Origin of the sequence: Nitratireductor luteus (genome assembly GCF_026162365.1) — a bacterium.
In the GTDB taxonomy this organism is placed as follows: Bacteria; Pseudomonadota; Alphaproteobacteria; order Rhizobiales; family Rhizobiaceae; genus Chelativorans; species Chelativorans luteus.
This window is the reverse complement of sequence record NZ_JAOANW010000007.1, coordinates 1-14,415: the sequence shown is the minus strand read 5'-3', so window position 1 is coordinate 14,415 and position 14,415 is coordinate 1. Positions and strand designations below refer to the sequence as shown.

Here is a 14,415-nt window from a genome sequence, read left to right as displayed (position 1 = left end):
CGGCAGTTGTTTTCCCAGGAGGAGATTTCCCATGCGGCAATTGAACGGAATCATCCCATGCCTCACCATCGACGGCGCGGCTGCGGCCATCGACTTCTATAAAAGGGCCTTTGGCGCCGAAGAGGTGAGCCGGGCCGAGGCGGAGGACGGCAAGCGCCTGATGCATGGGCATATTCGCATCAACGGCAGCGATCTGATGATGTGGGACCTGTTTCCCGAATATGGCATGTCGGTGGATGCGCCGCGCGGAGTCACCATCCATCTGGAAGTCGACGATGCGGACAAATGGTATCAGCGGGCCGTCGATGCCGGAGCAACCGCGACCATGCCGCTGGAGAACGCCTTCTGGGGAAGCCGGTACGGGCAGTTGCGCGACCCGTTCGGCCATAGCTGGGCCATCGGCTCGCCACTGAAGGAATAGGCGCGCGCATCGCTTGCGAATATACGGGCTTTTGGCTATGGAAATCGCGGCCGTGGCGTGAATCCGCCGTCGCGGCCGCTTGAAAAACCGCCCGATCGGGCGACCGGAACTTCCAGGCAAAGGCAGCTTGCGACCATGGCGCGCATCGTGATGAAATTCGGCGGGACGTCCGTCGCCGACATCGCCCGCATCCACAATGTCGCGCGCCACGTCAAACGCGAGGTCGACGCGGGCAACGAAGTGGCCGTCGTCGTCTCCGCCATGGCGGGCAAGACGAATGAGCTGGTCGGCTGGGCGCGCGACATGCCGAAGGCGTCGGGAGGCAGTTCACCTTTCTTCGACGCGCGCGAATATGACGCCATCGTTGCGTCCGGGGAGCAGGTTTCGGCCGGTCTCCTGGCCATCGCGCTGCAGTCGATAGGGGTTGACGCCCGGTCGTGGCAGGGCTGGCAGGTGCCCATCCAGACGGACAACGCGCACGGCGCTGCCCGCATCCTCGAGATCGACGGCAGCGAGATGGTGCGCCGGATGGGAACGGGGCAGGTAGCCGTCGTCACCGGGTTCCAGGGTCTGGCGCCGGACAACCGTATTGCGACGCTGGGCCGTGGCGGCTCCGACACCAGTGCGGTGGCGATGGCCGCCGCCGTGAAGGCCGACCGCTGCGATATTTATACGGATGTGGACGGAGTCTATACCACGGACCCGCGCGTCGAGCCGAAGGCGCGCCGTCTTTCCAGGATTTCCTTTGAGGAGATGCTGGAGATGGCCTCGCTCGGAGCGAAGGTGCTACAGGTTCGATCGGTCGAGCTTGCGATGGTGTATAAGGTGCGGACCTTTGTAAGATCGTCGCTCGAAGACCCGGATGCGCCGGGCATGGGCGATTTCGACAACCCGCCCGGAACGCTCATTTGCGACGAGGAAGAGATCGTGGAACAGCAAGTCGTAACCGGCATTGCCTATGCCAAGGATGAGGCGCAGGTCTCGCTGCGCCGCCTGGCCGACCGGCCGGGTGTTTCGGCGGGGATTTTCGGGCCGCTCGCCGAAGCCAATATCAATGTCGACATGATCGTGCAGAACATCTCGGAAGATGGTTCGCGCACGGACATGACCTTCACCGTGCCCACGGGCGACCTCGACAAAACCCTGAACGTGCTGGATAAGGTGCGCGAACAGGTCGGCTTCGACGCCATCCAGTCGGAGGCCGGGATGGTCAAGGTATCGGTTATCGGCATCGGCATGCGCAGCCATGCAGGCGTTGCGGCAACGGCGTTCAAGGCGCTTGCCGAGAAGGGAATCAACATCCGGGCGATCACAACTTCGGAAATCAAGATTTCAATCTTGATCGACGGCGCCTACGCGGAACTGGCCGTGCGGACTTTGCATTCTGTCTACGGTCTCGATAAGCAATAACTGGAAGAGTTCCCGCCGACCGCTCTTTTTAGTGCTGTCGCGGGGCAGCACCTAAAAGAGGGGTCCGATGCGAGAGACAACCGCCGGTCCACGTGTTTTGCTGAGGCGTCTTCGCGAGATGATGGCGGAGGCGCTCGAGCCGCAGGAGCGGCTCGACCGCATCGTGCGCGAAATCGCCCAGAACATGGTAGCCGAGGTGTGCTCGCTATATATTCTGCGGGCCGATTCCTTTCTCGAACTCTATGCGACCGAAGGTCTTAATCCCGGCTCGGTCCACCTTGCGCAGCTGAGGCTGGGCCAGGGCCTCGTCGGCACCATCGCGGCGAGCGCCCGCGCGCTCAACCTGTCCGACGCGCAGAAGCATCCGGCTTTCGCCTATCTGCCGGAAACGGGCGAGGAGATCTATCATTCCTTCCTCGGTGTGCCGGTGCTTCGCGCCGGGCGAACGCTCGGCGTGCTGGTCGTGCAGAATCGCACCAAGCGCCATTATCGCGACGACGAGATGGAAGCGCTGGAAACCGTGGCGATGGTCATTGCCGAAATGATCGCCACGGGCGATCTGGCGCGGCTGACGCGTCCCGGCATGGAGCTCGACCTGCGCCGCTCCGTCAGCATGGACGGGCTCTCTTTCAACGAGGGCGTCGGGCTCGGCCACGTCGTCCTGCACGAACCGCGCGTCGTCGTCACCAATTTATTCAACGAAGACAGCGACCAGGAGATTGAGCGGCTGGAGGTGGCGTTGAGTTCGCTGCGCCTTTCCATCGATGACATGCTGTCGCGCCGCGACGTGGCTTTCGAGGGCGAGCACCGTGCGGTGCTGGAAGCCTACCGCATGTTCGCAAACGACCGCGGCTGGGTGCGGCGGCTGGAAGAGGCGGTGCGCAACGGCCTTACGGCGGAGGCGGCGGTGGAAAAGGTGCAGAGCGACATGCGCGCGCGTATGCTGCACATGACCGATCCCTATCTGCGCGAGCGCATGAGCGACTTCGATGACCTGGCCAACCGGCTGCTGCGGCAGCTCATGGGGCGGGGCCCGGATGCGCTGGCGGAAGTGCTGCCCAAGGACGCGATACTGGTCGCCCGCAACATGGGCGCCGCCGAATTGCTGGACTATCCGAGGCAAAAGCTGCGCGGCCTGGTGCTTGAAGATGGGGCGCCGACGAGCCACATCGTGATCGTCGCCCGTGCCATCGGCCTGCCGACGGTGGGCCAGGTCAAGGGTGCGGTTTCGCTCTCGGAAAATGGCGATGCGATCATCGTGGACGGCGAGGAAGGGCAGGTTCATCTGCGCCCGCAAGCCGATATCGAGGCGGCCTATTCGGAGAAGGTCCGGTTCAGGGCGCGGCGGCAGCAGCTTTACCGCGAGTTGCGCGACCGGCCGCCGGTCAGCAAGGACGGCGTGGCTGTCGAATTGTTGATGAATGCCGGGCTGGCGGTGGACCTGCCGCAGCTTGCCCAGTCCGGCGCGGCGGGTATCGGGCTGTTCCGCACGGAGTTGCAGTTCATGGTGGCGTCGACCTTCCCGCGGGTGGAGGCGCAGGAGCGTCTGTACCGGGAAGTGATCGATGCGGCGGACGGCAAGCCGGTCACCTTTCGCACCATCGACATTGGAGGCGACAAGGTTCTGCCCTATTTCAAGGGTGTGCAGCAGGAGGAAAACCCGGCGCTCGGCTGGCGCGCCATTCGCTTGACGCTCGATCGTCCCGGCCTGTTGCGTACGCAGGTTCGGGCGCTGCTGAAGGCATCGGGCGGGCGCGAACTGAAACTGATGCTGCCCATGGTGACGGAAATCTCCGAGATAGCCAAGGCGCGCGACATCATCGATCGGGAGGTGCGCCACCTGTCTCGATTCGCCCATCATCTGCCGACCAGCCTCAAGCTGGGAGCGATGGTGGAGGTGCCCTCGCTTCTGTGGCAACTGGACGAGTTGATGAGCGCGGTGGATTTCGTCTCGGTCGGCTCCAACGATCTTTTCCAGTTCGTGATGGCGACCGATCGCGGCAATACACGCATTGCCGACCGCTTCGATCCCCTATGCGCGCCGTTCCTGCGCCTGCTGCGGCAGATCGCGGAAGCCGGCAGGAAAGCGGACAAGCCGGTGACGCTGTGCGGCGAGTTGGCCGGGCGGCCGATCTCGGCGATGGCGCTTCTGGGGATAGGCTATCGGGCTATCTCCATGGCCCCGGCCTCGATCGGCCCGGTTAAGGCCATGTTGTGTGAGCTGCCGCTGGAGGCGCTGAGCGAGCGCATGGAGATTGCCCTTGCCAAGAACGCTGCGAAAACCGATATCCGCGCGGAGCTTCGGCAGTTTGCCAGCGAACATGACATTCCTCTGTGACTGAAAACATGCCATGACCGAATTGCCGCGCGAGCGTATGGACCAGGTGCTGAAGCGCTTCGAGATGATCGAGGCGCAGATGGCGGCCGGCCCGTCGCCGGACGAGTATGTGAAGCTTGCCTCCGAATATTCCGACCTCCAGGAGGTTGCGGACGCAATCCGCTCGCTCAGGAAGGCAGAAGACGAGCTCGGCGACCTGGAGGCAATGCTTGCCGACAAATCGACCGACGCCGAAATGCGCGAACTGGCGGAAGCCGACCTGGAGACGGTGGAGGAGCGCGTAGAGAAGCTGCGGGCCGATCTCCAGCTTCTGCTGCTGCCCAAGGACGAGGCCGACGACAAGAACGTCATCCTGGAGATCCGCGCGGGCACGGGCGGCGACGAGGCGGCGCTTTTCGCCGGCGATCTTTTCCGCATGTATGAGCGTTATGCTGCCGAGCGGGGCTGGCGGGTCGAGGTCGTATCGGCCAGCGAGGGTGAGGCGGGTGGCTATAAGGAAATCATTGCCACGGTTTCCGGAAAGGGCGTTTTCTCGCGATTGAAATTCGAATCTGGCGTCCATCGGGTGCAGCGCGTGCCGGCGACCGAGGCGCAGGGGCGCATCCATACCTCGGCGGCGACGGTGGCGGTGCTGCCGGAGGCGGAGGAAATCGACGTCGATATCAGGACGGAAGACCTGCGCATCGACACGATGCGCGCCTCCGGCGCGGGCGGGCAGCATGTCAACACCACGGATTCGGCCGTGCGCATCACCCATATCCCGACAGGCATCGTCGTTGTGCAGGCGGAGAAGTCTCAGCACCAGAACCGAGCGCGGGCCATGCAAATCCTGCGCGCGCGCCTGTTCGACGCGCAGCGCACCAGGGCCGACGACGAACGCTCGGAGGCGCGCCGGCTGCAGGTGGGAACGGGCGACCGCTCCGAGCGCATCCGCACCTATAATTTCCCGCAGGGGCGCATCACAGACCATCGCATCAACCTGACGCTCTACAAGCTCGACCGCGTGATCGAGGGCGAGCTGGACGAGGTGATCGACGGGCTCATCTCCGACCATCAGTCCAAGCTGCTTGCGGCAACGGCAGATGGGTGAAGCGCGCCTGCCCGGCACGCTGGACGCTTTGCTGCGGCAGGCAAGGACCATTCTCCAGGAGGCCGGTATAGCGGGCGCTGCCTATGATGCCCGCCTCATCGTCGAGCATTTTGCCGGCATAACGCAGGCCGATCTGATCGCATCGCCCGGTCGGGCGGTGGCCGCCGCACAAGCCATGGCCGTCCTTGCCGCCGCGCGGCAGAGGGCGGCAGGCAAGCCGGTTCATCGCATACTGGGTTACCGGGAATTTTACGGGCTCAAGCTGATGCTGTCGGCGGAGACGCTGGAGCCCCGGCCGGACACGGAGACGCTGGTCGATCTGGTGCTGCCGCATCTGCGCGAAACCGTCCGCCGCCGGGGGAGCTGCACCATTCTCGACATGGGGACCGGGACGGGCGCCATCGCGCTCGCGCTCCTGAGCGCGGTGCCGGAGGCCCGCGCGGTAGGCACCGATATTTCCGATGATGCCCTTGCAACGGCACGGACCAATGCCGATATGAACGGGTATAGCGAGCGGTTCGTGACCAGAAGGTCCGATTGGTTCGGCGAAATCGAGGAATCATTCGATCTCATCGTGTCGAACCCGCCCTATATCGCAACGGCTGAAATGGACGAACTTTCCCGGGAAGTGCGCGAGCATGACCCGGTCAATGCATTGCATGGCGGGGTGGACGGGCTCGATGCCTACAGGCAAATCGCCGCAGAGGCGGTCGGGCACCTGAACGCAGCGGGAGCGATTGCCGTCGAGATAGGAAGCAGCCAAGCGGCTGATGTTAAAGAAATATTCGCTTCAAACAGTTTTCAGGCGGCAGATGCTGCGGCCGATCTCGCGGGACATGACCGGGCTATATTGTTCATTGCCTGTTGAGGCAAAAGACGAAGGCGAAAAAAGACTTGGCAAGCGTTGGCAATGCCGCTAGTTTCCGCCTGCCGGATGAGACGAAGCAGGCAGTGCCGTTATCGATTCGGTTCCCGCGGACAGACTGCCTTTTTGCGTTTTCGACGCATATGCTTCGTGCGGGGATCATCGGGCAAGTGAACACGAAGCGGAACGGGATGGCATTCGCGGCCGCCTTACGGATGCGGTAGACCGCCAAGGGAAAATTGCGAGAAATGCAGCGCGTGAGCGCGCTCTTCTCCGTTGATCACAATACAAATCATTAGCTGTCTCAAACAAAGAGAATGGAATGAGGCCACAACAGCAGAACAGGCGTATGCGCGGACGCGGTAACAACAACAACCGCAAGGGACCCAATCCCCTTACCCGCAGCTACGAAAGCAACGGGCCGGACGTGAAAATCCGCGGAACCGCCCAACAGGTTGCCGAAAAATACACCACTCTGGCGCGCGACGCCCATAGCTCCGGCGACCGGGTCATGGCGGAAAACTATCTGCAGCACGCCGAGCACTACAACCGCATCATCGCCGCAGCACAGGCGCAAGCGCAGCAGCAGAGCACGCGCGATCCCCGTGACGATAATGATCGTGACATGCGCGACGACAATGACGACGACAATGACGATCGCAACGATCGTTTCGCCGACAACATGCCGGAGCAGCCGCGCCAGCGGTCCGGCGACGGTTCCGGGCCGCAGCCCGTCATCGAAGGCACGCCGGCCGAAGTTGCGCTGAAAGATCGCGAGTCGAGCCGAGGCAACGGTGCACGGTCCGATGGACGCAGCCGGAACAAACCGAACGGCGCAAGCGAAGACGAAACCGCAGCGAAGGCGGACAATGCGGGCGCGCCGGTATCGGAGGATGGCGAGGAGGCTGCACCCAAGCCTGCCAAGCGCACCCGCAGGCCGCGCGCCAAGAAGCCCGACGAAGCCGGTTCGGAAGATGCGGCCGCCAAGAAGGACGCCTCCGAGGCGAGCGTCAATGAGGAAGTCGCAGCCCAGGGCTGACGCTTTCCTTGCTGCCGAAATTCATTGAAAGCGGCGGGCTCGGCCCGCCGCTTTTCGTTTGCGCTCAATCTTGTTCGCTTCGCCCAATGTTCCCATATCCACAGCAGGTTGGGTCTGCCACAATCGGTCGGTTTTCGATCGCGGGGACCCGTCGCATTGGTCGTGACCGATGCCGCTGAGCGGGTCGGCGCGGAAATGGAGACAGATATGGACATTGAAAAATATTCCGAGCGGGTGCGTGGTTTCATCCAGTCGGCGCAAACCTATGCGCTCTCGCAAAACCATCAGCAATTCACGCCCGAGCACGTCTTGAAAGTGCTGGTCGACGACGACGATGGGCTGGCAGCCTCGCTGATCGAGCGGGCGGGCGGCAGCGCGCGCGATGTGCGCCTGGGCGTCGAGGCGGCGCTGAAAGCCATGCCCAAGGTGGAGGGCGGCAATAGCCAGCTCTATCTTGCCCAGCCTCTGGCCAAGGTCTTCGCGACCGCCGAGGAAATGGCAAAAAAGGCCGGCGACAGCTTCGTTACCGTGGAGCGCCTGCTGACGGCGCTCGCGGTGGAAAAATCCGCCAAGACGGCTGATATCCTGGCAAAGGCCGGTGTCACGCCGACTGCTCTCAACCAGGCGATCAACGATATTCGCAAGGGCCGCACCGCTGATTCGGCGAGCGCGGAGCAGGGCTATGACGCGCTCAAGAAATATGCGCGCGACCTGACGGCGGATGCACGCTCCGGCCGGCTCGACCCGGTGATCGGCCGTGACGATGAAATCCGCCGTACCATCCAGGTGCTATCGCGGCGCACCAAGAACAACCCTGTGCTGATCGGCGAGCCCGGTGTCGGCAAGACGGCGATTGCCGAAGGACTGGCGCTCAGGATCGTCAATGGGGATGTACCCGAATCGCTGAAGGACAAACGGCTGATGGCGCTCGACATGGGTGCGCTGATCGCCGGCGCGAAATACCGCGGCGAGTTCGAGGAGCGGCTGAAGGCGGTGCTCGCGGAAGTGACCGCGGCGAGCGGGGACGTCATTATGTTCATCGACGAAATGCACACGCTTGTCGGCGCGGGCAAGGCCGATGGGGCCATGGACGCCTCGAATCTTCTGAAGCCGGCGCTGGCGCGCGGCGAGCTGCACTGCGTCGGCGCGACCACGCTCGACGAATACCGCAAGCATGTGGAGAAGGACGCTGCCCTTGCCCGCCGCTTCCAGCCGGTCTTCGTCAACGAGCCGACCGTCGAGGATACAGTCTCCATTCTGCGGGGCCTGAAGGAAAAATACGAGCAGCACCACAAGGTGCGGGTCTCCGACTCAGCGCTGGTTGCGGCCGCCACCCTTTCCAACCGCTACATCACCGACCGCTTTCTACCCGACAAGGCCATCGACCTGGTGGACGAGGCGGCTGCGCGGTTGCGCATGCAGGTCGATTCCAAGCCGGAAGAGCTGGACGAGATCGACCGCCGCATCATGCAGCTCAAGATCGAGCGCGAGGCGCTGAGGGCCGAAAAGGATGCAGCTTCCAAGGATCGGCTGGAGAAGCTGGAGAAGGAGCTGTCGGCGCTCGAGGAAGAATCCACCCGGCTGACCAGCCGCTGGGCTGCGGAGAAGGACAAGCTCGGCCTTGCCGCCGACCTCAAGCGGCAGCTCGACGAGGCGCGCAACGACCTTGCCATCGCCCAGCGCAAGGGTGAATTCCAGCGTGCCGGCGAGCTGGCCTACGGGGTCATTCCCGAGCTTGAGAAAAAGCTGGCGGAGGCCGAGGCGCAGGAAGATGGTGCGCCGGGCGGCATGGTCGAGGAGACGGTGACACCGGATCACGTCGCCCATATCGTGTCGCGGTGGACCGGCATTCCCGTCGACAGGATGCTGGAAGGCGAACGCGACAAGCTGCTGCGCATGGAAGATGAGCTTGCCAAGCGGGTCGTCGGGCAGGGCCAGGCCGTGCAGGCGGTTTCGAAGGCAGTGCGGCGCGCCCGCGCCGGTCTTCAGGATCCCAACCGGCCAATCGGCTCCTTCATGTTCCTCGGTCCCACGGGCGTGGGCAAGACGGAGCTCACCAAGTCGCTGGCCAATTTCCTGTTCGACGACGAGCATGCGATGGCGCGCATCGACATGTCGGAATTCATGGAAAAGCACTCCGTTGCCCGGCTGATCGGCGCACCTCCCGGCTATGTCGGTTATGAGGAGGGCGGTGTTCTGACGGAAGCGGTGCGCCGCAGGCCCTATCAGGTAATCCTCTTTGACGAGATCGAGAAGGCGCATCCGGATGTCTTCAATGTGCTCCTCCAGGTGCTCGACGATGGCCGGCTGACCGACGGGCAGGGCCGCACGGTCGATTTCCGCAACACGCTGATTATCATGACGTCGAATCTCGGCGCCGAATATCTGGTCGGTCTCGGTGAGGGCGAGGACGTGGACAAGGTGCGCAACGAGGTCATGAACGTCGTGCGCGCCTCGTTCAGGCCGGAGTTCCTCAACCGCGTCGACGAGGTCATTCTGTTCGACCGGCTGCGTCGCGAGGATATGGGGCAGATCGTCAGGATACAGCTCGAAAGGCTGGAGCGCCTTCTGTCGGACCGCAAGATCCAGCTCGAACTCGACGACGAGGCTGTCGCCTGGCTCGCCAACAAGGGCTACGATCCGGCCTACGGCGCCCGGCCGCTGAAGCGGGTCATACAGAAGGACTTGCAGGATCCGCTAGCCGAGAAGATCCTGCTCGGCGACATTCTCGACGGCTCCACCGTCAAGGTGACGGCGGGATCGGATCGCCTGAATTTCCGCACCCGCCGCAATGACGCTTCGGGCGCGGCCGAGCAGGCTGCTTGAAATCGCCACCGGGGAGGCGCAGATGACGCTTGACGACTACAATCGCTTCTGCGCCTCGCTGCCCCATGCCACCCATGTGGTACAATGGGGCGGTGCGCATGTCTGGAAAGTGGGCGGCAAGGTTTTCGCCGTCGGCGGCTGGAGCGACGGCGCGGCGCTCGCGGTCACCTTCAAATGCTCACCGGTTGCCTTCGACATTCTCAGCGAGCAGCCGGGATTGCGCCCCGCACCCTATCTCGCATCATGCGGAATGAAATGGATCCAGCGACAGACTGACGAAGCCATGGACGATCAGGCGCTATGCGAATACCTGGCGGAGAGTCATCGCCTCGTTACACTGGGTTTGACCCGGAAACTGCAGCGAGAGCTCGGTTTTACAGCCTGGCGGGAACGGTGACTGAACGCCGGCGGCGGCCATTCAGCCATTTTCATGCCCGGTTCATGTCCTAACCGCTAATACTGCTCCGCAGGCATGTGCGATGCGGCATTGACAACATCGATCGGGGGCCGAAATTGATGCGCTATTTGCTGCCGTTCTTCTCAGGGCTAGCTATGGCTTCGCAGGCCGGCGCGGTTCCATTCGCAGATGGCATGGCGGATGCGCCGGCGGTTCAGCTTGCGCAGGCCTATGATTTCGACGTCTATATCGACCAGTATGGCCGCGAGGTCGTGGTGGATCCGCGAACTGGCCGGGTTGTTGAAATCCGCCCTCCGGTCGTGCAGCGTCCACCCCTGCAGCCGCCGCCCGTCGAGCGCCGCGCGGCGCGTGACAGGGAGCTTGGCCGCCGCAGCTACGATCTCACCGACCCGCAAGATCTGGAACGGCTTCGTCGCGACCGGGAAGCCATTATCGCGCGCGAGCCACCGCCTTATGGCGACCCCCGCTACCGCGATCGGGGGTTTGACGACTACGACTATGAGCGCGAGCCCGACTATGACGACTTCGGCGGCTTTGCCAATGAGCCGGGCGAATGGCGTGATGGCGGAGACGTGCGCCGCGAACCGCTGGATCCGCCGGCAAGCGGACGTGACGATTATGCCGCCGTTCCCCGGGATGAAACGGGCCTGCCGCCGACTGGCGGCGACAATTTGCGGCCGGCGCTGCCTGGCGACCAGCGTGCCGTTACGGTCCCAGGTGCGCGCGGCGCCAGTGAGGACGTGGCGCAATTCCAGGTCCTCCTCGATCGCGCGGGCGCTTCGCCCGGCGTGATCGACGGGCGCACCGGCGACAATGTGAACAAGGCCATCAGCGCCTATCAGGAGATCACCGGACAGCGGCTGAGGACCTATGACAAGGAATGGATCGAGGCTGAGCTGGAAAAGACCGGCGGTCCCGCCTTCATCGACTACACGATCACCGCGGCTGATGCGGCCGGGCCGTATATCGCGTCGGTTCCCGAGGACTACGGCGAGAAAGCCAAGCTGGAGCGCTTGGGATTCACGCGGGTGAGCGAGATGCTCGCCGAGCGGTTCCATATGGACGAGAAATATCTGACCGCTCTCAATCCCGACGCCTATTTCAACCGGCCAGGAACTCGGATCAAAGTGGTCAATCCGGGGGAACCGGCCGATGCGAAAGTGGCGCGCATCGTCGCCGACAAGAGTGCCAAGCAGGTGCGCGCCTATGATGAGCGTGGCCGTCTGGTCGGGGCCTATCCGGCGACCATCGGTTCAGCCGATACGCCCTCTCCGACGGGCACCCACGAGGTGGCGCGCGTCGCCTTTGATCCGGAATACACTTACAACCCAAAGATCAATTTCAAGCAGGGCCAAAACGATCAGGTTCTGACCATACCGCCGGGGCCGAACGGGCCGGTGGGCTCGATCTGGATCGCGCTGTCGAAACCCACCTACGGCATCCACGGCACGCCCGAGCCGTCCAAGATCGGCAAGACATCCTCCCACGGCTGCGTGCGCCTGACCAATTGGGATGCACAGGAACTGGCGAAAAGGGTTAAACCCGGCGTGACCGTCGAGTTCGCGGAGTAGCTTTCCCGGCAAGAGCGGAGAGCCCGGCCTTCTACTGGGCTCTGGCGACGGGCACTGGCGTGTCGAAGGAATCGCCCAGCAATTCGTCGATGCGTTTGCGCTCGCGTTCGAACGAGGCAAGGGCCTCGCCCTCGAGCGCGCGCCTTTCTGGCAGGCGCACACGCATCGGATCGACCTTCCGGTCGTTCACGATCATTTCGTAATGCAGATGGTTGCCCGTCGACTGGCCGGTGGAACCGACATAGCCGATCACCTGGCCCTGGCGGACCGCCGCGCCGGGGACCACGCCCTTGGCGATGGCGCTCTGGTGATTGTACGAGGTGCGGTAGCCGTTGGCGTGACGGATGATCGTCTGCCTGCCATAGCCGCCGGCCCATCCGGCCTTTTCCACCATTCCGTCGCCCGGTGCGATGATGGGGGTGCCGCGCGGGGCCCCCCAGTCGACGCCCGTATGCATGCGCGAATAGCCGAGGATGGGATGGCGGCGCATGCCGAAGCCGGAGGTGAAGCGGCCGTTCGGCACGGGGTTTCGCAAGAGGAAGGGCTTTGACCTTTTCCCTTCGCTGTCAAAGTAGTCGACCGTCCCGTCGGGCATCTGGAACCGGTAATAGGTGCGGACCTTGCCGCCGAACGCCGCCGAAACATAAAGCAGCTCCGAATTTTCGGAGGCGCTGCCATCTTCATTCGGCTGCGAGAAGAACACCTCTATGCGGTCCGACGAGGAAAGCCGCGACTGATAGTCGACATCGGCGGCGAGCAGCTTGATCAGCCGCTGGGTCAGACGCTCGTTGAGACCGTAGGAATAGGCCGCATTGTAGATGGCGTCATAGGTGCGCGGCAGGTCGGCGCGGGCACGCGTGGGCTGGGGCTCGTTGTCCAGCATGGCCAGCAGTTCGGGGTCTGCATCGGGCTCCTCGGCCGGCACGTGCTGGCCGCGATCATCGACGGCAATGGTTAGGATGTGCTGGCGGCCGTCATAGACGCTGGTGCGGACGATGCGGCTCGTCTCCCCCTCGACCAGAACGCCGACCCGCAGCATCGTCCCGGCCTTCAGTGCCTTACTGTTCATCAGCTTGGCGATCGCCTCCGCCATGTTGGCGGCGTCCTGTCCGTCATAGCCCGAGCTGGCGAGCGCGTCGGTGATGTCCTGATCCGTCTGAAAGAAGACGACGTCCTCGGCGAAGCCCTCCGACGGACCAGTCGGCTTCGTCATCGGTGCGACGGATACATTCTCCTGCACGATGCGGACGCCGAAATTGGCGAGCGATTGGGCGGCCAGCGCATCGCCGCCGAAGCGCTGCGGATCGACATAGTGAAGTGCGGCGACCTGGATATCGCCATCAGTCAGGATGGCGCTGGTATTGCGAACGACCTCCTCGACCTCTTCGGCCGAAAGGTCGCTGTTTTCGTCGAAGGACGCATTCTTCAGGGGGAATGGAAGGGTGCGCAGGCTGACTTCGCTCTCGACGCGCGCGCCGTAGATGAGGCCGGTCTGCGTGTTCGCTGTGGCGCCGTCCTCGGCGAATACCGTCAGCGGATCGAATGGCGGGTAGTCGCGGCCGGCGGCGTGACCGGCGGCGAGCGCCATCCGGACATGCACAAAGGGAAGGGTGCGCACGACCTCGCGGTCGCCTTCCTTCAGGACCGTGGAAACTTCCATGCGGCGGCGGTCGCTAGGCTTGGTCACTGTTCGCGAAGGGATGAGACGGGCGTTCTTGGCCGCTTCGCCGGAACCGTGCGCCATCTCGCCGAGCCCGACGAGTTCGGGAGGGGTGGCCAATTGCTCGCGGCCATCGAGGGCGGCCGAGAGCGCGACACCCATTAGAACGGTCGACGTGACGCCTGTCAGAAACGTGCCCAGCAGCCATCGCGCGGAAATCTCGCGGCGATCCGGCGGGCCGCTACGTCCATCGGCAACGAGCGGCGGCTCGTTGCCAAGCGTCGTGTTTGTGGAACCTTTATTGTCCAACGCCGCTGATGCTCTTTGGTTGTGAACCGGCATGCGCCGGTGCGTCGCCCCTGTCTTTATGGTTTCTGCCCGCCGGCTGCGTCCAAGTCAATTCGGTGGATCGCTGCGCCGGCAGCCAACGCCGAAGCGCGTCCCCCTGAAGGAGCGATTCAACGCGTTGCATGCCTAGGTCGCGAATGGGGCTCCAATATGGCTCAATGTCTCCAGAGAAGTCGGAAACGCGGCCATTAACAGTTTAAAATTCCTTTAACAGAGCGCGTATGCGCGCCGCTTATGCCGCGATTGTGGACTGTCGCAAAAAATTCAAAAAACTCGATGATGGCCGTTGACAGAGGTGTGAGCCCCCGCCTATATACGCCTCACCAACGAGGGCGGCTCGCCGCTGGCGGCGGGGTTGTTTGGCCTTGTTGGTTAGTAATCATGAGAGCCGCGTGAGCGACACTCTTTGGGCCTTGGGTTTTTTAGGCC

Annotated in this window: 10 protein-coding genes; 9 read left to right on the top strand and 1 reads right to left on the bottom strand. The window is 63.4% G+C overall.

Annotated features, from left to right (window positions below; all coding sequences use genetic code 11):
• Positions 1-31 precede the first annotated feature (31 nt).
• The 9 genes from N1058_RS10785 to N1058_RS10745 all read left to right on the top strand — a co-directional run bounded on the left by N1058_RS10785 (position 32) and on the right by N1058_RS10745 (position 11,978).
• The gene (locus N1058_RS10785) at positions 32-421 is read left to right on the top strand and encodes a VOC family protein (protein ID WP_265517537.1); all 390 of its coding nucleotides are present in this window, start codon (positions 32-34) and stop codon (positions 419-421) included.
• A gap of 135 nt (positions 422-556) precedes the next feature.
• Positions 557-1,831, top strand: a complete 1,275-nt coding sequence (locus N1058_RS10780; protein ID WP_265517536.1) for an aspartate kinase — start codon at positions 557-559, stop codon at positions 1,829-1,831.
• Positions 1,832-1,898: 67 nt separating this feature from the next.
• Positions 1,899-4,169 (top strand): phosphoenolpyruvate--protein phosphotransferase, encoded by a 2,271-nt coding sequence (gene ptsP, locus N1058_RS10775; RefSeq protein WP_265517535.1) that lies wholly within the window; start codon positions 1,899-1,901, stop codon positions 4,167-4,169.
• Between the two features lie 13 nt (positions 4,170-4,182).
• Positions 4,183-5,259, top strand: a complete 1,077-nt coding sequence (gene prfA / locus N1058_RS10770) for a peptide chain release factor 1 (protein ID WP_265517534.1) — start codon at positions 4,183-4,185, stop codon at positions 5,257-5,259.
• Positions 5,252-6,127, top strand: a complete 876-nt coding sequence (gene prmC, locus N1058_RS10765; protein ID WP_265517533.1) for a peptide chain release factor N(5)-glutamine methyltransferase — start codon at positions 5,252-5,254, stop codon at positions 6,125-6,127. Before prfA ends, prmC begins: the two co-directional genes overlap by 8 nt.
• 346 nt (positions 6,128-6,473) lie before the next feature.
• Positions 6,474-7,163 carry a DUF4167 domain-containing protein gene (locus N1058_RS10760; protein ID WP_265517532.1) on the top strand — a complete coding sequence of 230 codons (690 nt, stop codon included), beginning with the start codon at positions 6,474-6,476 and terminating at the stop codon, positions 7,161-7,163.
• Between the two features lie 207 nt (positions 7,164-7,370).
• Positions 7,371-9,989, top strand: a complete 2,619-nt coding sequence (clpB, locus tag N1058_RS10755) for an ATP-dependent chaperone ClpB (protein ID WP_265517531.1) — start codon at positions 7,371-7,373, stop codon at positions 9,987-9,989.
• A 22-nt stretch (positions 9,990-10,011) separates the two neighbouring features.
• Positions 10,012-10,386 carry an MmcQ/YjbR family DNA-binding protein gene (locus tag N1058_RS10750; RefSeq protein WP_265517530.1) on the top strand — a complete coding sequence of 125 codons (375 nt, stop codon included), beginning with the start codon at positions 10,012-10,014 and terminating at the stop codon, positions 10,384-10,386.
• A gap of 119 nt (positions 10,387-10,505) precedes the next feature.
• Positions 10,506-11,978: a L,D-transpeptidase family protein gene (locus N1058_RS10745; RefSeq protein ID WP_420847973.1), complete on the top strand. Its 1,473-nt coding sequence runs from the start codon at positions 10,506-10,508 to the stop codon at positions 11,976-11,978.
• Between the two features lie 31 nt (positions 11,979-12,009).
• On the opposite strand, the gene N1058_RS10740 is transcribed toward N1058_RS10745, so the two are convergent.
• The gene (locus tag N1058_RS10740) at positions 12,010-13,947 is read right to left on the bottom strand and encodes a M23 family metallopeptidase (protein ID WP_265517529.1); all 1,938 of its coding nucleotides are present in this window, start codon (positions 13,945-13,947) and stop codon (positions 12,010-12,012) included.
• Positions 13,948-14,415: the final 468 nt, after the last annotated feature.

Excerpts from the sequence above, each read along its gene's own strand:
- N1058_RS10785 (WP_265517537.1), top strand. The coding sequence starts at position 32 with ATGCGGCAATTGAACGGAATCATCCCATGCCTCACCATCGACGGCGCG.
- N1058_RS10780 (WP_265517536.1), top strand. The coding sequence starts at position 557 with ATGGCGCGCATCGTGATGAAATTCGGCGGGACGTCCGTCGCCGACATC.
- ptsP (WP_265517535.1), top strand. The coding sequence starts at position 1,899 with ATGCGAGAGACAACCGCCGGTCCACGTGTTTTGCTGAGGCGTCTTCGC.
- prfA (WP_265517534.1), top strand. The coding sequence starts at position 4,183 with ATGACCGAATTGCCGCGCGAGCGTATGGACCAGGTGCTGAAGCGCTTC.
- prmC (WP_265517533.1), top strand. The coding sequence starts at position 5,252 with ATGGGTGAAGCGCGCCTGCCCGGCACGCTGGACGCTTTGCTGCGGCAG.
- N1058_RS10760 (WP_265517532.1), top strand. The coding sequence starts at position 6,474 with ATGCGCGGACGCGGTAACAACAACAACCGCAAGGGACCCAATCCCCTT.
- clpB (WP_265517531.1), top strand. The coding sequence starts at position 7,371 with ATGGACATTGAAAAATATTCCGAGCGGGTGCGTGGTTTCATCCAGTCG.
- N1058_RS10750 (WP_265517530.1), top strand. The coding sequence starts at position 10,012 with ATGACGCTTGACGACTACAATCGCTTCTGCGCCTCGCTGCCCCATGCC.
- N1058_RS10745 (WP_420847973.1), top strand. The coding sequence starts at position 10,506 with ATGCGCTATTTGCTGCCGTTCTTCTCAGGGCTAGCTATGGCTTCGCAG.